This window comes from Bradyrhizobium sp. 23AC, from assembly GCF_054863025.1.
Genome location: NZ_JAVAYN010000018.1, coordinates 1 through 24,795, shown reverse-complemented (window position 1 = coordinate 24,795; position 24,795 = coordinate 1). Strand labels below are relative to the sequence as shown.

The following is a 24,795-nucleotide window of genomic DNA, read 5'->3' as shown; positions in this document are numbered from 1 at the left end:
CTAGAAATTGCAAACTGCGATTTGTGGAAAGAGGAAGTGATCAACTGCAAAAAGAAGGGGCGCAGTTATTTGCAGGAATGTGCGCGACGATCCGTCCGATCAGTTGCTTTTCTGCGGCAGACCGACTTGTGCCATCGGTGACCCCAACCGGAACTGTAGGGTGGCAGACCTTTTGCAAGACGTCGCCCGGAAGCGGCCGAAAGGTCCAAGTGGGGCTGCTTCTCGAAATGATGGCGATGCGCGCGCCGCGGCCGCAGCCTCGATGTGGCAAACGCAGCGAACGCGGTTTTGAACTCGTCACGCCCTGCACAATGTCGAGCAGACGAAGCAGGTGCAGAGTAAGGCCGTATGTCCGCCTCTTCCGGTGGGGTGGCTCGCCCTACATTGCGCGTCCGAGGTTGCCCGGGCGGACAGACCTCATAACAGTAATGCACACGTAAGTTCAACACTGTCTGTACAAGCTATAAGTTCGGGTAGTTTTCGGAAGGTCGCTCGTGCGTTAGCGTTCGCATCTATTCTTGAGGGACTCGGGGCGTTTCAACATTGCCGTCGCATTCTGAACTTCAACAGCAGTACGTTGCCTCAGTTCACCGCACAACAGATCTGCTACGAACGCGCATAAAGCGCCGACCCCGGGGGACTCGTCTCTCACGATTTGTGGGCGAAAAACGACGATTGCGACCCGAAGAGAACTCAGGTGGCGTTGGTCGGGTCACCTAACCGCGTGAAAACGCTATTGATCAGGTAGCTCGTCGGTCAAGGAGAATTCGGCGGTCATAGTGCGAATCGCGTTCTCTTTAGATGGCAAATCTGGTGTATCGCCGCGTCATGCCGGATCCCGATATTGCGCGAGATTGAAGGACATCAAATGCGGTACGAACTGCGCCGGCTGCAAACAGGTGACCTACCCGAAGTAACAGACATCTATAACGCCGCATGTCGGCATAGGGAAGCGACGCAAGGAATACGTGCTTGGAGGAGCGCGGAAATAAATGAGTTTCTCTTCGCACTTCGTCCCTCATTTGTGTCGCACACGTGTATCAGAAAAGGTGACGTGATCGGGTGGACCGCACTTACTCGGCACCATGTCAATGAGGGGGTGCGGCAGACAGCGGAAATGTCGCTCCATGTTCAAGGATCGTCTCGTCGAAGAAGTTGGGTCAGCGCTTGCGCACGCTCTTCTACCCGAAATGACTATCGTCATGTTTCTCGGGGAGGTGTCGGGCCTCATGAATCGATCATTAGTGCGGGGACAGCTACGTGCGTCCGGAAATTCATCACATATCGAGACCTAGCCGAAGTGTCTCTCCGCAGGAGTGAGCCTCTCGAAAGTAAGGTAGCGTCATTGGGAAACGGATTGGCCGGATATCTGTTTGGGCTTCGGCGCAACAAACCAAGCAGTAGGTCTACGCCACTCGGGTGCCGGCGTCCCACCACGTTCAACCGAGCAAGAGCTACAGGAGCATACTTGGAGCCGTCGCAATTATCTTTCGAGAAGCCACCCAATGTTATCGGCGTCGAAAGCCCCGAGAGATGTGGCTTCGCTCGAAATCGATTCCGGATGTCTAGGTTGGACTGCGTAGTTCTTGGGGCCGACAGTCCATCAGGGCCACGGTAAAACAATCGAAAAAGCTGTTGTAAAATGACGGCAACTTCACGACGCGGTATCAGTCGCCGCAAACTGCTTTCGATGGGCGGCGGCGCCATATTGGCACCCTACGGCGCTTCCCTGTCCCCCGCGTCCCCTTCCATGGACGAACAAGGCTACGCGACCGTTGCCGAGGGAACCAGCATCTCTGTTGCCGTTTCGCCGGACGGGCGAACGGTGGCATTCGACCTGGCCGGGAGCCTGTGGCTTGTGGGCATCGGCGGCGGAGTTGCGCGACGGCTGACTGACGAATTCGGCGACGTCGCGCAACCGCACTGGTGTCCAGACGGGAAGGAGATCGTTTTCCAATGCTATCGGGACGGAAATTTTCATCTTTGGACAATCTCTGCTGATGGCACCGGGTTGATGCAACTGACGCGCGGTCCTCACGATCATCGCGAACCAAGCTACTCTCCAGATGGTCGACGCATCGCATTCTCGTCGGACCGCGGCATGGGTTACGGCATCTACGCTTTTGACCGGAACACGGGCGCCGTGGAATCGTTGGTAGATACCACGGCCGACGAGACCCAGCCGGCCTGGTCGCCAGACGGACGAAAGATTGCGTTCGTGACCAACAGGTCGTCGCTCGATGTGGTGGACGAGTTGGGTAACCGGACCACCGTCGCTTCTGTTCACAACTCAAGAAACATCGCTAATGAGAAGGAGATTCACGGGCCGTCTTGGTCTCCCGACGGGGATCTCACTTACGTCATCCTGAACAACGGGGCGGCACAGTTGCATGGGCCCCGCGGCATTATCGTGCAAGGCGAAGACATCTTTCCGTTTCGGGCATCTTGGTTGCCGACCGGCGAGTTCGTATACACATCGGGCGGTAAGATCCAGCGGCGCGGCCTGGAAACGACGCAGTCCTCCATTGTTGAATTCTCTGCGCGACTTCCAATCATCAAGCCGAAGTACAAGAAAGTGCGCCGAGATTTCAATTCGGTCGTGCCACGTCCGGTCCTCGGTATCGGCAGCCCGGCCTTGTCGCCCGATGGCTGCAATATCGCTTTCCGCGCTCTCAACGATATCTGGACGATGACCATCGGAGAGCTGCCGCGCCGGGTCTGCCGCGACGGGTTTTATAAATCGGACCCGGCATGGTCGCCTGACGGGCACTGGCTATCTTACTCAAGTGACCGCGGCGGTAAGCTAGATATCTGGTTGCGCGACCTGCGCACGGGCGAGGATCGCCAACTCACGCACTTGTCCGATGCTGCGCTCTCCGGTTCATGGTCGCAGGACGGCAGAATGATCGCTTTTTTGGATCAGTCCGGCAGTCTTTACACGATTGAGATCGAGAGTGGTACTGTTCAGAAAGTCTATGGTCCTTTATGGGAACCAGGCAGGCCGAGTTGGGGGCCTGATGGACGGACGATAGCCCTGGCAGCATTCAAACCTTACTCGGCTAGCTATCGCGAGGGGCTGAGTGAAATCCTTACCGTCGATCGGACGACCGGCAACGTCGAATATCAATCTCCTCTTCCCGATCGATCGCTCAGCACACGCGGCGACGACGGCCCTGTGTGGTCACCTGACGGGACGAAGATCGCTTTCGTGCTGGCCAGTCTGCTATGGGTCGCTCCGGTCGATGACCGATGCAGGCTGACCGGCCCGGCACGTGTGATCAATGCGGAGGTTACGGACGCGCCGAGTTGGAGCGGTGACTCCAAAACGTTGCTTTATCTTTGTAATGGAAGTTTGCGGTTGCTTGCGGCCGACGGGGGAGAGTCGCAAAACGTGCCGCTTTCGTTGCATTGGGCAATGGCCAAACCCACGGGCCGAACTGTGCTCCGCGTTGGGCGCTTATGGGATGGCCGCAGTCCGGACCTTCGCGAGAATGTCGATATTCTCATCGACTCCAATAAAATCGCCGGTATCGTGTCCCAAGACGGCAATGCTTATGGCGACGCCAAAATCGTCGATGCTCCTCAGTCGACAGCCATGCCGGGATTGATGGACATGCACACCCATCGCCAAATGCAGGGATATTCATATGGCGACCGGCAAGGCCGATTGTGGCTCTCGCTGGGGATCACGACGACCCGCTCGGTCGGCTCACCCGCATATCACATGGTGGAGGACAGGGAATCCATCGAGTCCGGGGCACGGGTGGGCCCCCGTCATTTCGCGACAGGGGAAGCCATCGACGGGGCTAGGATATTCTATAATTTCATGCGTCCCGTCACCGAGCAAGGACAGTTGGCGCTCGAGTTGCAACGCGCGGAAGCCCTGTCGTACGACCTCGTCAAGACCTATGTCCGACTGGCGCCCGAGACGCAACGCGATGTCATTGCTTGGGCGCATGCCCGCGGTCTCCACGTCACGTCACATTATCAATATCCGGCCGTGGCGTTCGGGGTGGACGCGATGGAGCATCTCGGCGGCACCAATCGGCTCGGTTACTCGCGAACCATGAGTCGACTCGGCGCCGCCTATCAGGATGTCCTCGAGGTGTTCGTCCAAAGCGGCATCACGTGTACGCCCACCATCTTCACCGCTAATGCATTGCTGGGCGAGGATCGTTCGTGGATGGACGACATCCGGATAAAAACATTCTATCCCGCGTGGGAGTATGCACGACTCGAAGAACGCGCCAGACTGATGGCTGGGCCGAATCGGTTGGTCACGCTGGCCGAACTCGAACGTAATGTCGCGCAAGTCAAAGAGTTGTTGCGCGTTGGGGGCCGCATCATCACTGGCACAGACGCACCGATAGATTTCCCAGCCATCAGCTTACATCTCAATCTGCGGGCGATGGTTCGCTATGGTGTGACTCCATATGAAGCGCTGTTGACGGCAACGCGGTATCCCGGCGAATTTCTCGGCGCCCCGTTAGGGACGATTACCGAGGGGGCGCTTGCCGACGTCGTTCTCGTCGAGGGAAACCCGCTGCTGCGTATCGAGGATGCCGCAAATGTCGACCTTGTGGTCAAGAACGGCCAGGTTTGGAGCGTCAAGGATCTGCTGGCTCCCTTCGTCGCAACGCAAGTTCATCAGCACGGAAGGAACAAGATGTTGCCACCAGTTCGGAGCACCGTGAACCACGCTCGATTCTGGTGGCACGGAAAGGAATTCGTTGAAAGCAGCAGGGCCTGCTGCTGCTGTACGGTGACACCGCGGCTGCGCTGCACGGGCTAGGGTTGCGGAATTGATCATTCGATGCGGTAAGTCGGTTTGGAGCCACCTGAAATCACCGTGCTGCGGTAGGCCGACGGCGTTGCGTTCCTTGCAACGAGTTTCCCACGACTGCAACGATTGATGGGGTCTTCGCAGCATGTGTCGTGATCACCGTTCCGGTAGCGAACGCATCCGAAGAGGTTGGTCTCTCTCGACCGTGCAGCTCGCGGCGGTCGTCGTCGACCAGCTTGCGCTTCGGCCAGGGCTGATAACTACTGGGATAGTCCGCCCTATCTCTCCTGAGGCTGGGAGAGGGCCTGTTCATGCCGGAACAAACCGCGAGCGCAGTCTTCGGAATTAGATATGAGAAAGTACCTTTTCCGCATATGGCTCTGCCGGAAATCGTTCAGCGTGCGGAAATTTTTTGACAAAGACGCTGCTGCCGTCTTGGAAAGAGCGTTTCGAGCACTGGTGGGAATGGAGGCCCGTACATTTTGGCCGATCACGTCCTGCGGCACTCCTTGTCGAGCGAATTCCTCCCAGCTTTCTCAGCTTGCTGTTCTTCTGCTCGAGCCGGCATAACATCTCCGTCGGCAAGGCGAAGGCGACCTGCAGATTTGTGAGTTTCGGCTTTTTCATCGTCTAACATCACTTTCCACGGCGATCATAGTCGGAAAGCTTTTCACTCAGACTGGCTTAAGATTCCGGAAGCAGGCCAGGTCACTAGCCGCCGCAAAGTTGGGCCGCCACCCCGCGGTAAAGATGCTCGAAGTCCAAGCTCAAATCGTAACTGCCGAGGTCGCCGGACGATCGATCCTGAACGGCTTTCCCCGAGTTGGGTTGTACGCGAAAGTGGCACGTTGGATCTTGTCGAAGTTTCCGAAGGAGGCCTCTATGAGCGGCATGAACAGTATGCAACAAACGATGCCATCCACAATCCGCTCGGATAACTGGTCAACCACTTCCCGAAGAACGCCAGTTGGCAGCCTTCCGACAACCCGCCCAAAGTGGGGCAGGGAGAACCTCGTTTTGGTTATCGTTATCTTGCACCTTCACCTTCGCGCCGCTTGCACGTCACTCGCCATGACTGCATCTGGGTAGCTGTTTCCGAAATGCGTGCGCAGGTAGTTCACGACTGCAGCGATCTGGTCGTCGCTCATCATGTCGCCGAAGGAGGGCATGCCGCGGCGGCCGTTGAGGACGACATCGATCACATAAGAACTCGCTTCGAGATTGCGATTGGCGACTAACGATGGATAGCTGGGTACGGCGCGTGTCCCCATCGCATCGTCCATGTGGCAACCGCGGCATACATTGATATACAGGAGGTCGCCACTCGTCTCGACAAAGCGAAAGTTGGAGGAAAAATGGCGGCTCTTTAGCGCCTTCGGATTGTTCTGCCCGAGCACGGGATACGACGACCGCAACAACAGCGTCGCTATAGCTGCGAAGGTGACGTACTTGATACCGCCGATCCATCTTCGCCTCATGTCTTGATCACCCGCTCATGCAGCCGCGCGATGGCATCCAGTGAAGAGAGGATTGCGCCCTCCTGCCAGGCCGGCAGTGCCGACGCATGCTCGCCGGCGAGCAAAATGCGCCCGTCGATCCCACATAGATTGCGATAGTGCAGCTTACGAGCCTCGTCAGCCCAGTGGCCGCTACAGCCAAGCGCGAACGGTACCCGGTGCCAAGCGACCGCGATGCCGTTCTCAAACTCCGTCCTGTACTGAGGATGGATGGCTGCGCCAAACTCTACCGCGCGCGCCACGCGCTCATCCGGCGGCATTGCGGTGAACTCGAAGGAATTGGGGCCCTCGAACAGATAAGCGCCCAGCAGGATGCCGCGTCCGCTCTTGTTGTAGTCGGTATTGGGATAGCCGATCTCGCTGATCGGCAGATCCGTGAAGCTGATGCCGCCATAGATTGCGTCGTCCTCCTCCCAGAAGCGGCGTTTGAACTGCAGCCCGACTTTCACCGACGCCGTATAAGGCACGGCATCTATCGCCGCCTTCATTGCGGCGCCGACATTGATCGGCAACTGGCTCAGGATCGATAACGGGATGGTGCACAGGCACCAATCGGCAGTGACCTTTTGCGACTGCCCGGGATCTTTGGCGTCCACATAGGTCACGGTAACGCCGCTATCATTCTGCCAAATTTCGGTGACCTTTGAGTTATAGCGGATGAGCCCGCCGAGTTCGCGCCCGAAGGCCTTGCCGATCATATCCATGCCGCCGACCGGCTGGAACATCGTGGTCTGCAATTCGTACCTGGCGAAATTCCAAAAGTAGCGCCACAATTGCGACTTCAGGATATCCGAGAGCGCTAGCGGCTCGCTCGGCAGAGGAGCCGCGGATAGCCCACCGCCGGGCGGCTTGGCATAGCCGCGATATCCGGAGGCAATCAGGCCCTCTTTGTATTTGTAGTTGTGATCAAGCGCGCCCCAGGATTTCAGTGCAAGCAGCAGTATTTCCTTGTCCTCCCTGGAGAGGCCCTGATCCAATTCGCCCTGGTTTGCGACTTTCGCAAGCAGTTCCGAAATCTGGCCTTGGAAGTCGGCCTTTACCGCACGGATCCGCTGCGGCGTGCCTCCGAAAGCGCGCGAAGCGTGTAGATACGCGTTGTGATTGACCTGAATGAAGGGCTCGAGCGCAACGCCAAGCCGTTTGCAATAATCCAACAGCGCGCGATGATGATAGGGAATCCGCCACGGCCCCGGATCGAGATGAAGTCCGTCCTCGAAGGCGCAGGTCTGCTTGAAGCCGCCGAGTTCAACAAAAATATCGCCACCGCGCAGTGTCCAGTTTCGCCCTCCGGGGCGGTCGTTGAACTCCAGCACCAGCACCTTGTAGCCGGCCTTGCGTAACTCCAGCGCCGCCGTCATGCCGGCGAGGCCCGCACCAAGAATGAGCACGAAAGCGCCTTTGGCATCACCATCCAGCCGGATCGGCCCCGTGTAACGAGATTCAGAGGCAAAGCCGAGCGCCGTCATCGTGTGGTACATCGCGGCGCTGCCGGCCACGGTACCGATCAGCGAGAGCAGATCGCGGCGCCGCACTGTGAGGGGTTCGTACTGCATTGGCATTTGATCCCCGAAACCGCTCAGGCTGCATCTGCCAAAGAAACGTGAGGCTGCTGTGCATTACATGTGATGCTGTTGGGAAGGACTTGCCAAAGCTGATTCGCAGCTTGTACCTTGCCCAGCAAACGCACGTCGGTCTGGCAGGCGGCTGCTGCAGGAAGATCGGGGGCGCGGCAGAGCTGACTGCAATGAAGGTAGTGCGACAAAAGCGTATCCGGCTTGTTGAGTGTGACGCCTGGTGGCAAACATCGGCTTGATGCCGAAGGGGTCGATGCCAATTGATGAGAGCCCCAGATAGGCATCCGGAGCCTCACTGAGGTTGCGCCGATTGACCGTCATCCTGGCCTGCACCGACGCCAGGCCGTTGACTGCCCCCGCCTTCCGGCGGAGTACCAAGGCCCAAACGCTCGGCCAGCCGCGGAAGCGGTCCAGAGTCTCCCCCTCTGCACGATCAAAGCTGAGTAGGAATGTGAGCCTCTCGCGATCGTCGAAGATCGAGGTGACATCCGCAATCGGCAGCGGACCGAGCCCGCCTGGGTTCTGGACCTGAAGGCCTTGCTTGTTGGCATGTGCTATTGCGACTACACGTAGAAATACGATGTTGAAGGCCTGGTCATCACCGGTCACTGGGACGTTTCTCAGGCAAGACCTGCAGGTAAGAGCCGTCATCTCCTCTAGAGAAAATTGCGATAGCCCCATGAGCCTCTTGAATTGATCTCGATATATGAATTGATCTCGATATACTTCGGGAATATGGCAGCGTGCGCAGTGGAGGTCGCGGTAAAAGGACACGCGCATTCTCACGTTGTCGAAGACAATGAGAAGAAGGTTGTCGCGTGGCATAGCGTCCTCCTGGTTTGTCTCACCGAAGACAAAGCAGGATTTGGGCCAGCGTCGCGCGCGGCAGCCGGAAGGCTCTTTATGAGTCACGTCGCGCGGTTCAAACAGTTTGGCGTGTTCCAGACGTCAGCGGCATCTACCCATCAACGACTTGCGGTGCGTGCGAATGCGATCCGCCCCTTTTGCACATCGGCTGGTTCTAAGCCGCTTGTGCGCAGCTCAATCTGTTTGGCGAATTGGACGAAGCAAAGCGGGCGGCACATGGAAATTATATTGTCTCTCTCGTCCCGATGAACTGCTGGGAGCTTGGCGATGATTGCCATGCCGGCGCTAGCCACAGGTTCCTATTCGGCCATATGAACGCTGGCTGCGCCGCCTCTCCAGCACCTCTCGCGTTCGCACAATAATGGCAGCTGAACTGCGCTGTCGTGGGCTAACAGCCTCACAAATTGCTTCTGCACCTACGGCATCCGTCTTGTTCGCTTGGGTAGAGTCGAGGGGAGGCGCGTTCAACTATGGTTCGAGTCCTGACGCTTCGATCTGCTCGAAAGTTGCTCCATCCACGCTCGGGTACCTGCGTTGGCGCGAGCTAGTTCTTGGGCAGGCCCAAGATATCCTCACGGCAGAGTTTGTCGTGCAGCACATAAAGGCGGAAGGCGGCTCCGCCTTCGTCTTATGAAGCTTCCTCTGAAGGCTCTTGATGTTATCGAGTGTTTTGGGCTCATGATCAATCGATCCATTCCCTCGCCATGTTCAAAAGCGTACTTGAAGCCAGGGACCGTTTCTTCCTGCTGAATTACCCGGTTTGATCACTGTCAGGCCCAGAGGAGGCGCCGTTTGAAGAGGCTTCCTCCGCCCGCCACACAAACTGAACGTACAGCCTTCCCGTTTCCGGCTTTCCTGAAACAGCTTTCGCAATCTGCGACGATGGTATCACCGAGACGAAGCCGACCAGTTTGAACTCCGTGCGCAACTTTTGGGTGGGATATTCCCTCATGCCGCATTACGCCGTCGCTTGGTGTGGTGTGACCACTGAACCAACTCCAGTGAATTGATGGACAGTTGAGCGAGGAGGTGTTCATCAATTCGGAGGAGGCCCATGATCATTGTCGGGTTCCTGACAGCGCTGCGACGGCTGTCGGCTTCAAGACACCCGCCGCCGTTTGCGGCCGTCGAAATACGTATCAAATTCGCTTAAACGGCGTTGGCATGACCGTTGCTTCTGAGAGTATCAACACTGACTGAGGTCGAGTGTTGTTAAATGTAGACCCGCAGTCATCGAACTCAACGGCGTTATCCTTCTTGATGGCAAACGCGACATCACATTTCATAAGCTGGTGCCTGTCGCGATCAGCGTGACCAGGATGCGCGAGCGCGGTGTGTACGACAAGGGCAAAGAGAAAGAGAATGGCGAGTTGATAAGAATGTCAGCACCGGTTCCTCGACCTTTGCGTGAGCCGAGGGTGTGCTTGGCGGACCATCAGAGGGATTGCCCGAGCCGAACGAAGTACCCACCACGCGCGCCGGACAGGTTAGTCGATATGTCGATCTGACCCACCAGGCACTGATCTATTGTCTACCGGGGCGAAATCCGTTTCGTCGCGACGCGGAATTCGCGCGTCGCGCCGGCTTTCCGATGTCCATTCGCCATGGCATATGCGCCACTTCACAAAGACGAACAAGGTTAGAAGTACGACGGGGATCGGAAAGTTATGAATAGATGGTCACCGTTTTCCTTGCGCGACAAGACGATCTCGGATCAATTGACCCGAGCAGAGAATCGGCCATCCGGTTTCGATTATCTTCGGCTTTTTCTGTCGATCATCGTCATCGCGGTCCACAGCATATCAATATGCTACGGGATGCAGATTCATTTGCGGATGTGGGATGGTCCGTTGCACCCGGTGTTGAAATTTGTCGTTCCAAGCTTCTTTGCCATGAGCGGATTCCTGGTCGCGGGAAGTCTGGAACGCAACACAATCCCTGCATTTCTGACCCTCAGGTTTTTGCGAATTGTTCCACCCCTTTCCGTTTCGACGCTAATTTCCGCACTCTTGTTGGGCGCGTTCTTAACGTCGCTCTCTCTAACCGACTATTTTTCCCATGCAGAGTTCTGGCGCTACATGGGCAGTATAGTAGGCTGGGTGCACATCTACCTTCCCGGCGTGTTCGAGAACCGATCTCCTCCGAACTATGTGAACGGATCAATTTGGACTATTCCCTTTGAACTAGAATGCTATGTAGCAATTGCAGTTTTGGGAATAGCTGGGCTCCCCAAGAGGCCGATCCTTTTCACGAGCGTAGCCATCCTGGCGATGCTCTCTTTTTCAGCGAAGGGAATCACTTCCCCCAGTTACGGCGTTAGCCACGGAGAGATGGTTCTCCCGTTCATGTTCGGAGTTGCAATCTATCTACTCCGGAACATGCTGCCGTTCTCGTTTCCGCTATTCGTTCTGAGCTTCACACTTTCCTTAGTGCTCTTCTACTCCAGAGCGATATCTTACCTCGAGGCGCCCTTCGTCGCCTACTCAACAACGTACCTGGGTTTACTGAATCCAAGGCGAATACTTCTGGTGCGCGGCGCCGATTACTCATACGGTATCTACATCTATGCCTTCCCGTTCCAACAGGCAGCCTTTCAATTGCTTCCAGGCGGGACTTTCTGGCTTTCGAACATCGCCTATGGCGTCGTCTCTTCAGGTGCAGCCGCGTATCTCTCCTGGACTTTTGTCGAGAAACGAGTTGTGGAACAGCGCTCGGCCGCACTATCGGGCGTCGCAAAGTTCATAGAATGGCTTCGTTTACTTTTTAGGCGTCTGTGAATGTCCTTGAAAGCTTATCTGGTAGGCGGGCTAAGCCAAGCCTACGTCACTTTGGTTTGCCGCCGGAGTCTCCGGCCGAGCCGGCAGCCCCACCAACTCTAAAAAAGTGAGCCCTGTGGCAAACCGCGCTCATCTCTTTACCGATGCCGATAACACGCTTTGGGATACCGACGCCGTGTTTGCGACTGCTCAATTGGAGATGTTGCGAGAAATGGAACGGAGTCACGGGCTACGACGCGCCAGACGACGAAGATCGAGGGCTTGCTTTCCTGCGTATCGTCGATCAACGAATCGCTGCGGTTCATCCGGACCATTTGCGATATCCTCCGGGTCTGTTGGCGCAAGGCTTGGCCCTGGTGCTTGCGGGGAAGGATATCGCGGAGGTGGTGGAACTTGTCACCCGTCCAGATGCCAAGATCGCTGGGGAATTCGCGCGGGTGCAAGCACAATTTCTAGACTCGGTGAAGCGAATACCGTCTCTTCGCGAGGGGAGGCGCGCGGGGCTACAGGCCATTTCGGCAGTTCTTATTCCTATAACCATCGTGACGCAGGAGCGACCCGAGCGATGTCATCGCTCCTCGCAGAGCATGGGCTCGATAGCCTGATCACTGAGGTGATTTCGGTACGCAAGAGCGTGGAGGTCTACCTCGACTTGAAGCGAAAAGCTGGATGCGTGAGCGATGCTTCATGGTCGGGGACCAGTTTGACCGCGACGTGCAGTCGGCAATGGCGGCCGGTTTTTTGGCATTCTATTTTCCCGGGACTTTGAGCCTTATTGGGTGACGGGAATTGATGCAAGCAGCACACGGCAGATTGCTCGCTTCGACGAAATCGTTGCAGAGGTCGTCGCGAACTGAGCCTGGAGGAGGTCGATGGACCGGACCTCAAGGGGGCTAATACCAACTGCGGCTCGCTCGCCAGCAGCGGATCACAGGTGAACTCGCACTTGCCGGCTGAGCAACTGAATTTAATCCGCAGTCTTCGCAGCAGATCGCCGGTCGTCCAACGTTGGCTGAATTCGCGTCCCCTCGATAAAGTACGAAGAACGATGCATTCCATGTCGAGAAATGCAGGCAAATACTACAGCATTGGAAGCTTCGGCCTCCGCTTGATCCGGAGAGGCGAGGACACCAGGTCGGCGCCGTCGGGCCTGCTGTGCGATGGTCCAGACGTACGCGCCTGCCTTGTACCAAAAAATGAGAAGCCGGTGGGCCCGGCCTCTCTTTACATCTCGTCCTACGCCCGCTTCTTGGTCGCCTTCTTGACCTTCTTCTTCGGGGCGTGTGGCCGATCATATTGGTCTGTTAGGTCTCCGGGATCAACGAGTGCGACACGGTCGTACCACGGACGGCCATAACGAGCGTTTGAATCGATGGTCTTCAATGCTTCCAGCAAGACATCGCGCCCGGCGCCGGTGTCGAGTTCTTTCTGCTGCCATTCGACTGTCCAGAACTCGAGTGGAATGCGCTTCAGAACGCGATCGACCGAACTCGCAAAAATCTCCTCGTTGGCGAAGTCCAGCGGCTGATCGGACATCCGCTGTGCTGCCTCAAGGCTGTCTAAGACATATATGGTCAGGACAATAATGGAGACTTTTTGCAAAAGGTGACTGGGCTTGTCCGGCGTGTTCGCCCGCCAGGCGGGGCCGAACCGCTCTTTTATTCGCATCCAGATCGCGAGAAAGAAGTCGCGCTCCAGGTCTTCGATACCTAGCAACGTCGCTCGGTCCCGTGTCTCGGCCAAGGCACTCTCGATCGCGTTCGGCGCGATATAGCCATGCTTGTTGGTCGGCCAGTCCAAAAGCCCCTTGAACGGCGGGATGCTATCTACGAACGTGTAATCTTCGAATTTAGCATCCTTCATTCCCAACGTGACGCCAGCACTCTGCACCAGTCGATCGTTCAGCGTGTCCTTATCGAACGCGAGATTGAGTGCCCTGATGTGATCTCTGGAAACGCGCGTTGCGCTATTGTTGATCACGACAAACTGGAATGCGCGTTCGGCATCATCTCCGCCGATGAATGCAATCACGTTCAGTTGAAGCATCGCGCTGTGCTTTGCCACGCCAAAGGCGCGGTGCTGACCATCAATGATGAGGCCCGGCTTCTCCGTACCCTTGAGTGAAATGACGAGTTTACCGCATTGCCCGCGATCCTTCTTGTCGGCATTTCCAGTAAAGCTGACCGCATCAGCATCGAGAGCGACCACAACAGCGGTCGGAATGGTGTTACGTGGGTCTGCGTCGAGAAATTTTGCGACCTTCTTAACTTTCAGATCTCGAAGAGGGCGCTGCGCTCCGGTGAGGTTGTCTGGCTTTAGCCGATCAACATCAGCCCATTCGATAATCTCAGCCGCTGGCGCGTGAAACATGATGAACTTTGGAGAGTTCTTTGTTCCTCGTTGCGAGTAGCTGAGAGCGAAATAATCAAATGTCTTGGTCTTTGACGGACTTTTCATCCGGCTTTCCTCACTTCATCTAATAATTCGAAATAGACCCGATGCCGGCCATCTTTGATGTCGAGATTGGGAAATAGCGGAGCGAGCCGCAGCGCCGCTTCCTTCAGCGAACAACGACCACCCCGACGCTCTCCGGAGGCTTCCAGCATCAGTTTGGCCATGGCCAATGAGATGCGTAGTTGAACGTCCGGATTGATTTTCGGATCATGTCGATAGTCGGTGGACTGTACCGGCCCCCAAGCCCAGGTTATGGAATTCGCGCGCTTGGTGTTGCAATCGTGGCAGGCGGCTATGAGGTTTTCCTCAATCGACTCGCCGCCCAGGCTCAAAGGCCACAAGTGCTCCACGGTTGGTTTGGAATGCTGTGGCCCGGTCTTCGCCAGCTTGATTCCGCATAGATAGCATCGTGAGGTCTCATGTTTGATATCCTTGGCGACGGCAGGCGGAGCGTCTTTTGCCTCGAAGCTGACTATTGCGGTCTGCTTGAGCAATTCACAAAATCGGCGGTCGGACGAAAGCCTGCGAGGTACGTAGTCGCGCTTGCCCAGTTGTTTGCCGTAGTCGGTTGGCGCAAGGTGGCCGATTTCCGGCTGGAGATAGACCGCCGCCCGCATGCATCTGATGAATGTTTCAATCGTCGCATGAAGCTTCGCGAATTCCTGGAACGATCGCTCGTTCACCAGAAAGTCCAGCGTTGCGCCGAATGATGCATCGACGCTCACGTGGCGACCTAGCGCCTCGTAGATATGTAGAAATGCGCGCTCGCCGTAAGTCGTAGGCCGCCAGAGCATTGACTTTGCACCTCTTCGAAGCGGCCGGTTGAGCTTTGCATTGATCTCAGGCCCCCAAACCCAATTGGCTCGAGGTCTCCGTTCTCCCCGAACCGGCAGACTTGTACGTTATACAAGCAGGAGTAGTAAAGAGAGCGATCAGCGGTGAAATGCGATGATCCTTAATGCCCTCACCAGCCTTCGTCCTGTCTGGCGCGATTGGTTGGTGCCGGCATGGAGCGCGGCTGCTGCTTTGCTGGCCACGCGGATCTGGGCCGTGCCGCGGGGCCTTGCTCGCTCATGCCTTCTGGCGCGATGGAGAGCAGCAGAAACGAGAGTGGTTGGCGTGCATCGAGAAGAGCAAAGCGGCTGAGATGATCTCCCGACCTCGCCCCCTTCCACGGCTCGGGTTCAACTGATGTCGATGTCTGGACAAGCGACGTCTTCCCGGCTGCGCAAATGCGGTACTTGCTTTATCCTCAAGGCGCGCACCTGGTGCGCCGGATGACGTGCGCTGCTCATCTGGCCGGCCGGCATGGCCCTGGCGCGCTTGGTGATGGATGCGGTGGCCATCTGGAAATGGATGCGGCTAAGCCTTCATGACGCTTGTTTTCGCTAGCTTATCGCCCGAGGCGATAAAAGCTTCATTTTCTGCAGATAATGCGCAGAATTTCGGCTTGTAACCGACCACATTGGTCAATTTCCGATCCCTCAGCAGACTAAAACTTTCCCGACAAATTTTATCGCCGAGCCCGGATCGGGAACAGGTCGGGCTTCCAACGACAGGAGAAGGTGCATTGATTTCCGAGGTGTTCATCACCTGTGCAGCTGAGGGAAGAGCAGGGCACGATAGTGCTCAAGAATCGTTTCGGTTTACTCGAGTAACAAGGACGAATTGGTGATGACATCCTCCACATCTTCGGCCAGCGATGCCGTCACTGTCTTGGTCCATGGTTCCGAGGTTGCTCGCCTCGCCCGTGAACGCTTTCCCGCGTTGCGCGTCTTGAGCGCCAAGGATACTGCGTCGTTAGAATCCCAAGTGGCGGATGCGGATGTCATTGTGGGTTCCGGCATCAATTTTCCTCCCCATGTCTTGGACAAGGCCCGTCGGCTGCGCTGGTTCCAGTCAACCGACGCAGGGATCGACGCGATCTTGCCGACTTGCAGCCGTATCCGCGATCTCATGGTCACCAATGCTCGAGGCGTCCATGGTGAATCCATCGCGGATTTTGTAATGACGGGCATTGGGATGATGCACTGGGACTTCCCGCGGTTCATGCAGGAGCAGTCTCGCAAGGAATGGCACACGCGACCGGTGCCGCCGATTTCGCAGAAGACGCTTGGCGTGGTCGGGCTCGGGTCGATCGGGGCCGCCATCGCCCGCCGCGGCAAAGGCGCGGGGATGACAGTGCTCGGCACGAAGTGCGACGTCAGCACGCCAGTGGAGGGCGTCGACCGGCTCCTCCCGCCCGATGGCCTTGCAGAGCTTTTGCAACTCTCCGACTTCGTTGTGCTTGCCGTTCCCCTCGTTCCCGAAACGACCAAGCTAATCGGCCGTGAACAGCTTCGTCTTATGCGGCGCAGTTCATTTCTGGTTAACATTGCTCGCGGGTCTGTCGTTGCGGAGAGCGAGCTTGTGAAGGAACTGCAAGCAGGGACCATAGCAGGGGCCCTTCTCGATGTATTTGAGCAAGAACCGCTCCCGGCTGACAGTCCGCTCTGGACAATGCCTAATGTTCTCGTCGCTCCCCACGTTTCAGGGTATCCGAGCGACTACTCCGCGCGCCTGTTCGAGATATTCGCCGCTAATCTGCAACGGTTCATCGAGAAGAAGCCATTGCAGAATGTGATCGATCTGACGCGAGGGTACTGACTATAGAGATTCAAGGCGAGTGCTCGCTCTGCATCTCGCCGTTTGACCAGGCTGCGGCCTGATTTCAGCGGTTCTCGCGCGGGGGCGTTCCTCCCAAACTTGCGGGCCACTCCTTCGGGAGTGGCCCGTTTCTTCGGCCCGGTCGATTCTTCCGTCGCCAAGTCGCTAGCCGATGAGTTTCATCGGACAGGCCAGTTCGCGCAAATGGAAGCAGTGCATCGTCATGCGAAGATGACGCTGGACTTATTCACGCTGGCTCGGTGTTTGGCGCTGGCGTTGACGCGCTACTGCTTCGATGAGGCATGGGAGGCCTCCAATCTGGACATACGCAACCAGCCTCTCGCGTCGACGGATCATTGCGCGCTCCCTGCCAGTGCTGTTTGGTGCTTAAGATGGGCGAGCACGCGCTTCGGCTCGAGAAACCCATCGCAGAGATCCCCACTGTCCTTTGATCTTACATCGGCCAAGTCCGATCGATAGGCGGTTGCTTCCTTGCATCAGCCTCGGGACCTGCGCGACAAAACTTCATCCTTTGTCGATAGAGCGCAGAATTTCTGCTTGGCGCGCAGCTTTATTAGTCAAATCCAGATCGAGGGCCGGGGTACGTTTTCTTTCGATAAAACCCTATCGCCGCCGGGCTTTGGACAGCCCAGATCTTTAGCGACGGGAGAGGGCGGGAATGACTTCCGAGGTGTTCATCACCTGCGCTGTTGTGGGGGCTGGGGAGGCGGTGGAGCATCGCCCGCATGTGACGGCGGTCCCTGAGCAGATTGCGGACTCGGCGATCGAGGCGCCGCTCGAACAGGCAGCCGTAGTGCACATTCATGTCGGTGATCACAAAACCCGCCCAGGCACCCGCAATCCGGCGCTCCATCGCGAGGTGGTGCGGCGCATCCGAGGGTCGGATTTAGATCCCGAGATCAACCTAACGAGACGATTAGGCGGAGACGTCGTGCTGGGTGGGCCTGAATTCCCCCAGTTCGCGGACGCCAGGCGGACGGACATGGCGGGCGCGCTCGTACGCGAGAAGCTCGCGCTCAAAGTCCATCTTTGAAGAGGCCAGGGACCATGTTTGAAAAGCGGCCGCGAACGGTGGGGCTGTTGGGGGGCGGAGTGATCGGGGGCGGGTGGGCCGCACGCTTTATCCTTAATGGAGTGAGCGTGCGCCTGCATGACCCTGCGCCTGGCGCTGTTGAAAAAGTGCAGCAGCAGATATCCAATGCGCGGCGTGCATATCGGCGATTGACGCGCCTCCCGCTGCCGCCGGAAGGTGTTCTGTCGGTTGTGGATTCGGTTGCGGACGCGGTGCGCGACGTCGAACTCGTACAGGAGTCTGCGCCGGAACGGCTGGAGTTGAAGCAGCAGCTACTCGCGGCTGCCAGCCGAGCCGCTGCACCGGAGACCCTGATCTGCTCGTCGACGTCAGGTCTGCGTCCCTCCTTACTGCAGGTCGAGATGGATCGGCCGGAGCGCTTCCTCGTCGCGCACCCTTTCAACCCAGTGTACTTGCTGCCGCTGGTCGAGTTGTGCGCCGGACGGCGCACGCCACCTGACGCGCTGACGCGGGCCGCGGAGATTTACCGCGGGCTCGGAATGCACCCGCTCGTCGTGCGCAAGGAGGTGGACGGGTTTATCGCAAACAGGCTCCAGGAAGCAATGTGGCGCGAGGCGATGTGGCTGGTGAACGATGATCTGGCCACTGTGCAGGAGGTCGATGACGCCGTCCGCTACTCCTTCGGGCTACGCCGAGCGATTACGGGTCCCTTCAGCATTGCCGGCGGGGGAGGCGGCATGCGCCGCTTTATGGAGCAATGGGGGGGTACGCTGAAGTGCCCGTGGTCGAAGCTCACTGACGTACCAGAGCTCACAAACGCCCTCTTTGATAAGCTCGCTGAGCAAGCGGACGCGAGAGGCGAGAAGCTTGCTAGTCTCGAGTTCGAACAGAAACGCGACGATTGCTATGTGGCCATACTGCAGGGCTTGCGTACACAGGGACAGGGTGCTGGAAAGACACTTGCGCTTTGGGAGCATGGACTACGCGATCACAATGTCCAGATCGACAGCGGCTCAGGACCACTGCGGATGCCGCCCGTTCAGATGCCCTCTGATTGGCTCGACAGCAACGGACATGTCAATGAAAGTCGCTACCTCCAACTCTGCAGCGAGGCCACCGGTATCCTAGAACGTTACGTCGGGGTGGATAGCGAGTATCGGTCCAAGTGCGGAGCCTTTTATACAGTCGAGACGCACCTCTTCCATCTCGGGGAACTGCGTGCTGGTGACTGCGCTCAGGTGCTCACGCAGGTGCTCGGCGCCCAAGACAAGCGCCTTCATGTCTTTCATGTTGTCATTCGCGAGCATGACGACAAGCCGGTCGCCATGGCCGAGCAAATGCTCATTCATGTCGATGCCACCAGCCGACGTAGCGCGCCGGTGCGGGCTGTTGTGCGCGAGCGATTGTTGGAGCTTGCCGAGCGGCACGCCAAGTTGCCTCGTCCGGAGCGCGTGGGCGCCAGCATCCGGCAGCGCTGAAATCAAAGCTAATCTGCTCACCGGAAAGATCAATGGATATCGCGTTCACAGCAGAAGAGCGGGCGTTCCGCGAAGAAGTGCGCCAGCTTTTGCGGGTTAACATGCCGCCGAAGCTACGGCGCAAGCTGGCTGAAGGGCGTAAGCTTTCGAAACACGAAAAGGCCGCCGGAGTGCGCATCCTCTACAGGAAGGGCGTCCCCACCTGGCCAAAAGAATACGGAGGAGCAGGCTGGACCCCTGTGCAATACTACATTTTTACAGAGGAGGTGCGAGCGTTTCCCGCCTGGACGCAGTTTGGCTACGGCGAGTCTCTGGTCGGCCCCGTAATCTACACCTTCGGAAACGAGGCGCAGAAAAAGTACTATCTGCCACGTATCGCCAATGCTGAGGATTGGTGGTGCCAAGGCTTCTCAGAGCCGGGTGCCGGCTCCGACCTCGCCTCACTCAGAACGCGAGCCGTGCGTGAGGGCGACCACTATATCGTCAATGGTCAGAAGACCTGGACGACCTGGGCGCAATACGCTGATTGGATCTTCTGCTTGGTGAGGACAAATCCCGAAGCGAAGAAGCAGCAGGGAATTTCTTTCCTCCTGGTCGACGTGAAGACACCTGGCGTTACAGTGCGCCCGATCGAGTTGATCAGCGGTGGTCACGAAGTCAACGAGATATTCTTCGACAACGTTCGTGTTCCGGTCGAGAATTTGGTCGGCGAGGAGAACAAGGGCTGGGGCTACGCAAAGTTTCTTCTCGCCAACGAGCGGTTTTCCGATGCCGGCGTAACTTCTTCCAAGGAAAGCATCCATCGCATCAAGGACCTTGCCGCGCGATCTTGCGCCGGCGGGGCGCCATTAATAGACCAAGCCTCGTTTCGGGAGAAGATCGCCGCTGTTGAAGTCCAGTTGAAGGCCCTCGAAATGACGCAGCTTCGCGTGTTAGCGAACGCTTCGAAGGAGCAGAAAGGTGCGCAGGATCCCGCAAGCTCCATCCTAAAGCTCAAGGGCGCCGAAATCGAGCAGACGATTGCGGAGCTTCTGATGGATGTGGTCGGTCCTTACGCCCTTCCTTATCGTTCGGAAGATCAACTCGAAAGTAACGAGCCGCCAATCGGCCCCGATTGGGCCGCGACGATCGCGCCCGGCTATTTCTACAGCCGAGCGGCGTCAATCTATTCGGGCTCCAGAGAAATTCAGAAGAATATCATCGCCAAAGCAATCCTCGGCCTCTGATGCTCGAAGAAACTGGCGCCTCTCATTCAGGAGAATTTCGACCGTGAATTTTGATCTATCGGAGGAACAGCAACTCCTGAAAAACAGCATCGAGCGCCTGTTGGCGGACAGCTACGGCTTTGAGAAGCGCCGCATCTATCAGACGGACGCGAAAGGCTATAGCGACGCAATGTGGGCGCGGTACGCCGAAATCGGGCTGCTTGCATTGCCATTTTCGGAAAAGCATGGCGGCTTCGGCGGCGGCGCCGTCGAGACCATGATTGCGATGGAGGCGTTCGGGAAGTCGCTGATCCTCGAGCCTTATTTCGCGACGGTTGTCCTGGCCGGGGGGCTACTTCGGCTTGGAGCGAGCAAAGCGCAGAAGGCGGACCTGATCCCCGGTATCGCGGAAGGTCGATTGAAGCTCGCCTTCGGCTATGCCGAGCCGCAGTCGCGCTACGATCTTTTCGACGTCGAAACGCAGGCGAAGAAAGACGGCGACGAATGGATACTGAACGGCACCAAGTGCCTCGTCCTCCACGGCGATACTGCCGATAAGATTGTCGTCTCTGCGCGTACGTCCGGAGATACACGACAGAAGAATGGGATCGGTCTCTTCCTTGTCGACGCCGATGCACATGGGCTTAGCCGCCGTGGCTATCCGACCCAGGATGCTCTGCGTGCGGCCGAGATCACGCTTGAGAATGTACGCGTTAAGAATGTTGACGTCATAGGCGATCCGGAAGGGGCTTTTCCAATCATCTCCCGGGTAGTGGACGAGGCGGTTGCAGCGCTCTGCGCGGAAGCTGTCGGCTGTTTTGAAAGAATGCAGCAGATCACGCTCGACTATCTGAAAGCGCGAGAGCAGTTCGGCAAGAAGATCGGTACTTTCCAGGTGCTGCAGCATCGTGCGGTCGACATGTTTGTCGAATTGGAGCAGTCGCGCTCGATGGCCATGTATGCTGCGATGATGGTGGGCGAGGACGACGCGACGGAACGCGAGCGTGCAACTTCGGCCGCAAAGGTGCAGGTCGGCCGATCTGCGAAGGCCATCGGCCATCAATCGATCCAGCTCCATGGCGGCATTGGAATGACGATGGAGTACAGCATCGGCCACTATTTCAAGCATGTGACCATGCTCGACATGCTTTTTGGCGATGCCGATCATCATCTGAAGCGACTTGCCAGCCTGGGAGGGCTCAGCGCCGAGCAAGTCAATTGAAGAACAACTCCGGTAACCTCTTGAATTCGAATGTCGTGCTTAGCCCTCCCGTCTGCGCAATCACACCTTCCGGCCGGGCGCATGCGCCGCATCGAAGAACAATCGGGAGCAGCATCGAAACTGCCTCTATCTCGTTTCGCTGGCGATGTCGCGCAAAGGGGCTGACCAATGAACAAGCTTGAGCGTCTTCTGCGACCTAAATCGGTCGCCGTATTCGGCGGCAAGCAGGCGGCCACTGTCGTCGCGCAATCGATCAAGATGGGTTTTGCTGGCGAGATCTGGCCCGTCCACCCCACTAAAGACGAGGTTGCCGGCCGCAAAGCGTATCGTTCCGTTGCCGAGTTGCCTGGCTCTCCAGACGCTGCTTGGGTCGGCGTCAACCGACACATCACCATCGAGGTGATCAGGGCGCTGGCTGAGCGTAATGCCGGAGGTGTTGTCTGCTTTGCCGCCGGCTTCCTTGAGGCCAAAGCCGATGATGCGGACGGCGAGAGACTGCAGGCCGAACTGGTCGCAGCAGCCGGCAACATGCCGATCATCGGTCCAAACTGCTACGGCTTGATCAATTACGCCGACGGCGCGCTTTTGTGGCCCGATCAGCACGGCGGTATCAGACTTGCCGAGGGGGGACGTGGCGTCGGCATCATCACGCAGTCCTCCAGCATCGCCATCAGCATGACGATGCAAAAGCGCGGTTTACCTATTGCGTTTCTAATGACTGCTGGAAATCAGGCGCAGACCGGCCTTTCTGAAATTGCGCTCGGCCTCATCGAAGACACGCGCGTAACCGCGCTCGGCCTGCACATCGAAGGCTTCGACTCAGTGGCCGGTTTCGAAAGGCTAGCGGCACGGGCGCGAGAGTTAAGAAAGCCGATCATCGCGATGAAGGCCGGCCGTTCGGAGCAGGCGCGCCAAGCGACAATTTCGCATACTGCGTCGCTTGCTGGATCCGACGCCGCATCCGGTGCGTTCCTGAAGCGGCTCGGAATCGCCCGGGTCGATTCCCTTCCCACTTTTATTGAGACGCTCAAACTGTTGCACGTCACCGGACCGTTGTCGGGATACCGCCTGTCGTCGATGAGCTACTCGGGTGGCGAAGCCTCAATAATGGCCGACACTGTGGAAGATCGCCTGGTGCGTTTCCCTGGCCTCACCGAGGAGCACCGCGCACGTGTCCGATCAACGCTCGGGCCCCTGGTGGCGGTGGCCAACCCTCTCGACTACAACACATTCGCGTGGAACGACGAGCCGGCGTTGACCACGACCTTCACCGCAATGGTGTCGGGAGGCTTCGACCTGAACATGGCGGTGCTCGACTTCCAGCGCCCTGACCGCTGTTCGAACGCTGGTCCCTATTGGACGATCGTGCGCGCATTCGAAGCCGCGCTGAAGACCAACAAGGCGAACGGAGCAATCGTCACGTCGCTGCACGAGAACATGCCTGAGGACTATGCCGCCGAACTGATGACGCGGGGCATCACACCATTGTTCGGCGTTCCGGAAGCCTTGGATGCCGCCCAAGCGGCCGCTTTCGTTGGTTCTGCTTGGCGTGAGCCAGAGGCCCAACCGGTTAACACCAAGGGTTCGGGCACACATGTAGTCAACCGTACCACGCTTAATGAAGCAGAGGCGAAGGCGCGGCTGATCGAGGCCGGACTGCCAGTGCCCAAAGGCCTGCGCGCCGGTAGTACGGCCGAGGCGGTAAACTCATCCCAGGCGCTTGGAGTCCCAGTCGCACTGAAGGCGCTCGGCGTCAGCCATAAGTCTGAGGTCGGGGCGGTGCGGCTCAACCTCACGGACGCTGAAAGCATCAACGGCGCGGCATGCGATCTGCTGCCTCTCGCCAGTGAGCTATATGTTGAGCGCATGGTGCGCGATGGTGTCGCCGAGCTTATCGTCGGATTCACTCGTGATCCCATCTTTGGCGAGGTCATGACGTTAGGCTCAGGCGGTGTGTTAGTCGAGCTTTTGCGCGATACTGCCACGCTGATGTTGCCCGCAACACACAATGACATCGAGGCAGCGCTGCGCAGCCTTAAGCTTTACCCTTTGCTCGAAGGGTACCGTGGCCGGCCCAAGGCCGACGTGACGGCAGCAATCGAGGCCATAGCGGGCATCGCTGCCTTCGTGCAGCAGAATGCCAAGATCGAGGAACTCGACATCAACCCGCTGATCGTTTGTGCCGAAGGCAACGGTGCCTGGATTGCGGATGCATTGCTTGTGTACGGAGAAAACAAAAATGTCTGATGCGATCAGGACCCATCGCGAAGGCTCGATTCTCGAGGTCACGCTGGACCGGCCCAAGGCCAACGCCATCAATCCCAAGACGTCGCGGTTGATGGGCGACACATTCAAGGCGTTTCGCGACGATCCGGACTTGCGCGTCGCAATTCTCAAGACCGCCGGTGACAAATTTTTCTGTGCGGGGATGGACCTCAAGGCGAGGGCCGAGGGCGAGACGGCGGACGGCGACTGGGGCATCGGCGGATTCGGCGGGGTGCAGGAACTGCGTGACCTCGACAAACCTGTGATCGCTTGCGTCAACGGTATGGCGGTTGGCGGCGGCTTTGAGATGGCGCTTTCCTGCGACCTTATCTACGCTTCCGATCATTCCTCCTTTGCGCTACCGGAGATCCGCGCAGGAACGCTCGCGGATGCGGCATCAATCAGGTTGCCGAAGCGCATGCCCTATCACATTGCAATGGAGCTTCTGCTCACGGGGCGCTGGATGGATGTTGCTGAGGCGCATCGCTGGGGCCTGGTGAACGAGGTGCTGCCCAAGGAAGAACTCGAAGCGCGGGTCTGGGAGGTCGCACGCCTGCTAGCTAACGGCCCGCCCTTGGTTTTTGCGGCTATCAAGGAAACGGCGCGCATATCTGAAGCGCTCTCGTTTCAGGACGCCATGAACCGGTTGACACGCCGTCAGCTCGCGACCGTCGACGTACTCTACGGGTCGGAGGACAGCCTTGAAGGAGCTCGGGCCTTTGCGGAAAAGCGCCCCCCCGTTTGGAAGGGTAGATAGTGCGGGAGACGACCACCGCAATGGTTTGAAACCAGGTTTAGTCACGTGAAACTCCAATCGATTTCACCCGGCGGCGCGGCCCGGCCGAAGCCTAGTCAACAGGGTCAACGTAAACTCCCAATGAGAGAGAAGGATCAACCGATGAGGATTTATAACCGCAAGCTCAACCGAGGCGAGGCCAAGCTATGAGCACTTT

The 24,795-nt window shown here is 57.7% G+C and carries 15 protein-coding genes; 10 read left to right on the top strand and 5 right to left on the bottom strand.

Annotated features, from left to right (window positions below; genetic code table 11):
* Window positions 1-1,750 precede the first annotated feature (1,750 nt).
* Entirely contained in the window at window positions 1,751-4,792 is a 3,042-nt protein-coding gene (locus RAD10_RS31335; RefSeq protein ID WP_461620524.1) for an amidohydrolase family protein, read from the top strand.
* Window positions 4,793-5,823: 1,031 nt separating this feature from the next.
* Here the strand turns inward: RAD10_RS31335 and RAD10_RS31330 are convergent.
* From RAD10_RS31330 to RAD10_RS31320, 3 genes are all read right to left on the bottom strand, one after another.
* Entirely contained in the window at window positions 5,824-6,261 is a 438-nt protein-coding gene (locus RAD10_RS31330; protein WP_270163215.1) for a c-type cytochrome, read from the bottom strand.
* On the bottom strand, window positions 6,258-7,853 hold the full coding sequence (locus tag RAD10_RS31325) for a flavin monoamine oxidase family protein (RefSeq protein ID WP_461620523.1): 1,596 nt from the start codon (window positions 7,851-7,853) through the stop codon (window positions 6,258-6,260). Before RAD10_RS31325 ends, RAD10_RS31330 begins: the two co-directional genes overlap by 4 nt.
* 63 nt (window positions 7,854-7,916) lie before the next feature.
* Complete coding sequence (locus RAD10_RS31320; protein WP_461620522.1) at window positions 7,917-8,699, bottom strand: hypothetical protein; 783 nt, start codon at window positions 8,697-8,699, stop codon at window positions 7,917-7,919.
* A 1,733-nt stretch (window positions 8,700-10,432) separates the two neighbouring features.
* On the opposite strand from RAD10_RS31320, the gene RAD10_RS31315 reads away from it, so the two are divergent.
* Both RAD10_RS31315 and RAD10_RS31310 read left to right on the top strand, forming a co-directional pair.
* Window positions 10,433-11,518 carry an acyltransferase family protein gene (locus tag RAD10_RS31315; RefSeq protein ID WP_461620521.1) on the top strand — a complete coding sequence of 362 codons (1,086 nt, stop codon included), beginning with the start codon at window positions 10,433-10,435 and terminating at the stop codon, window positions 11,516-11,518.
* Between the two features lie 669 nt (window positions 11,519-12,187).
* The gene (locus RAD10_RS31310; RefSeq protein WP_370691908.1) at window positions 12,188-12,301 is read left to right on the top strand and encodes an HAD hydrolase-like protein; all 114 of its coding nucleotides are present in this window, start codon (window positions 12,188-12,190) and stop codon (window positions 12,299-12,301) included.
* Between the two features lie 453 nt (window positions 12,302-12,754).
* Here the strand turns inward: RAD10_RS31310 and RAD10_RS31305 are convergent, their stop codons facing one another.
* Window positions 12,755-13,975: a DGQHR domain-containing protein gene (locus RAD10_RS31305; protein WP_270163211.1), complete on the bottom strand. Its 1,221-nt coding sequence runs from the start codon at window positions 13,973-13,975 to the stop codon at window positions 12,755-12,757.
* On the bottom strand, window positions 13,972-14,697 hold the full coding sequence (locus tag RAD10_RS31300; protein ID WP_461620520.1) for an HNH endonuclease: 726 nt from the start codon (window positions 14,695-14,697) through the stop codon (window positions 13,972-13,974). The genes RAD10_RS31305 and RAD10_RS31300 overlap by 4 nt, the downstream gene beginning before the upstream one ends.
* Before the next feature lie 949 nt (window positions 14,698-15,646).
* On the opposite strand from RAD10_RS31300, the gene RAD10_RS31295 reads away from it, so the two are divergent.
* The 7 genes from RAD10_RS31295 to RAD10_RS31265 all read left to right on the top strand — a co-directional run bounded on the left by RAD10_RS31295 (window position 15,647) and on the right by RAD10_RS31265 (window position 24,599).
* Window positions 15,647-16,618, top strand: coding sequence for a D-2-hydroxyacid dehydrogenase (locus tag RAD10_RS31295; protein ID WP_461620519.1), 972 nt, complete (start codon window positions 15,647-15,649; stop codon window positions 16,616-16,618).
* Window positions 16,619-17,297: 679 nt separating this feature from the next.
* Window positions 17,298-17,672 (top strand): 3-keto-5-aminohexanoate cleavage protein, encoded by a 375-nt coding sequence (locus RAD10_RS31290; RefSeq protein ID WP_461620518.1) that lies wholly within the window; start codon window positions 17,298-17,300, stop codon window positions 17,670-17,672.
* 14 nt (window positions 17,673-17,686) lie between these two features.
* Window positions 17,687-19,150: a 3-hydroxyacyl-CoA dehydrogenase NAD-binding domain-containing protein gene (locus RAD10_RS31285; RefSeq protein ID WP_461620517.1), complete on the top strand. Its 1,464-nt coding sequence runs from the start codon at window positions 17,687-17,689 to the stop codon at window positions 19,148-19,150.
* Window positions 19,151-19,182: 32 nt separating this feature from the next.
* Window positions 19,183-20,376 (top strand): acyl-CoA dehydrogenase family protein, encoded by a 1,194-nt coding sequence (locus RAD10_RS31280; RefSeq protein WP_461620516.1) that lies wholly within the window; start codon window positions 19,183-19,185, stop codon window positions 20,374-20,376.
* Between the two features lie 43 nt (window positions 20,377-20,419).
* On the top strand, window positions 20,420-21,577 hold the full coding sequence (locus RAD10_RS31275) for an acyl-CoA dehydrogenase family protein (RefSeq protein WP_461620515.1): 1,158 nt from the start codon (window positions 20,420-20,422) through the stop codon (window positions 21,575-21,577).
* 168 nt (window positions 21,578-21,745) lie between these two features.
* Window positions 21,746-23,824 carry an acetate--CoA ligase family protein gene (locus tag RAD10_RS31270; protein WP_461620514.1) on the top strand — a complete coding sequence of 693 codons (2,079 nt, stop codon included), beginning with the start codon at window positions 21,746-21,748 and terminating at the stop codon, window positions 23,822-23,824.
* On the top strand, window positions 23,817-24,599 hold the full coding sequence (locus RAD10_RS31265) for a carnitinyl-CoA dehydratase (RefSeq protein ID WP_461620513.1): 783 nt from the start codon (window positions 23,817-23,819) through the stop codon (window positions 24,597-24,599). Before RAD10_RS31270 ends, RAD10_RS31265 begins: the two co-directional genes overlap by 8 nt.
* Window positions 24,600-24,795: the final 196 nt, after the last annotated feature.

Excerpts from the sequence above, each read along its gene's own strand:
- RAD10_RS31335 (WP_461620524.1), top strand. The coding sequence starts at position 1,751 with ATGGACGAACAAGGCTACGCGACCGTTGCCGAGGGAACCAGCATCTCT.
- RAD10_RS31330 (WP_270163215.1), bottom strand. The coding sequence starts at position 6,261 with ATGAGGCGAAGATGGATCGGCGGTATCAAGTACGTCACCTTCGCAGCT.
- RAD10_RS31325 (WP_461620523.1), bottom strand. The coding sequence starts at position 7,853 with ATGCAGTACGAACCCCTCACAGTGCGGCGCCGCGATCTGCTCTCGCTG.
- RAD10_RS31320 (WP_461620522.1), bottom strand. The coding sequence starts at position 8,699 with ATGCCACGCGACAACCTTCTTCTCATTGTCTTCGACAACGTGAGAATG.
- RAD10_RS31310 (WP_370691908.1), top strand. The coding sequence starts at position 12,188 with ATGCGTGAGCGATGCTTCATGGTCGGGGACCAGTTTGACCGCGACGTG.
- RAD10_RS31305 (WP_270163211.1), bottom strand. The coding sequence starts at position 13,975 with ATGAAAAGTCCGTCAAAGACCAAGACATTTGATTATTTCGCTCTCAGC.
- RAD10_RS31295 (WP_461620519.1), top strand. The coding sequence starts at position 15,647 with ATGACATCCTCCACATCTTCGGCCAGCGATGCCGTCACTGTCTTGGTC.
- RAD10_RS31290 (WP_461620518.1), top strand. The coding sequence starts at position 17,298 with ATGACTTCCGAGGTGTTCATCACCTGCGCTGTTGTGGGGGCTGGGGAG.
- RAD10_RS31285 (WP_461620517.1), top strand. The coding sequence starts at position 17,687 with ATGTTTGAAAAGCGGCCGCGAACGGTGGGGCTGTTGGGGGGCGGAGTG.
- RAD10_RS31280 (WP_461620516.1), top strand. The coding sequence starts at position 19,183 with ATGGATATCGCGTTCACAGCAGAAGAGCGGGCGTTCCGCGAAGAAGTG.
- RAD10_RS31270 (WP_461620514.1), top strand. The coding sequence starts at position 21,746 with ATGAACAAGCTTGAGCGTCTTCTGCGACCTAAATCGGTCGCCGTATTC.
- RAD10_RS31265 (WP_461620513.1), top strand. The coding sequence starts at position 23,817 with ATGTCTGATGCGATCAGGACCCATCGCGAAGGCTCGATTCTCGAGGTC.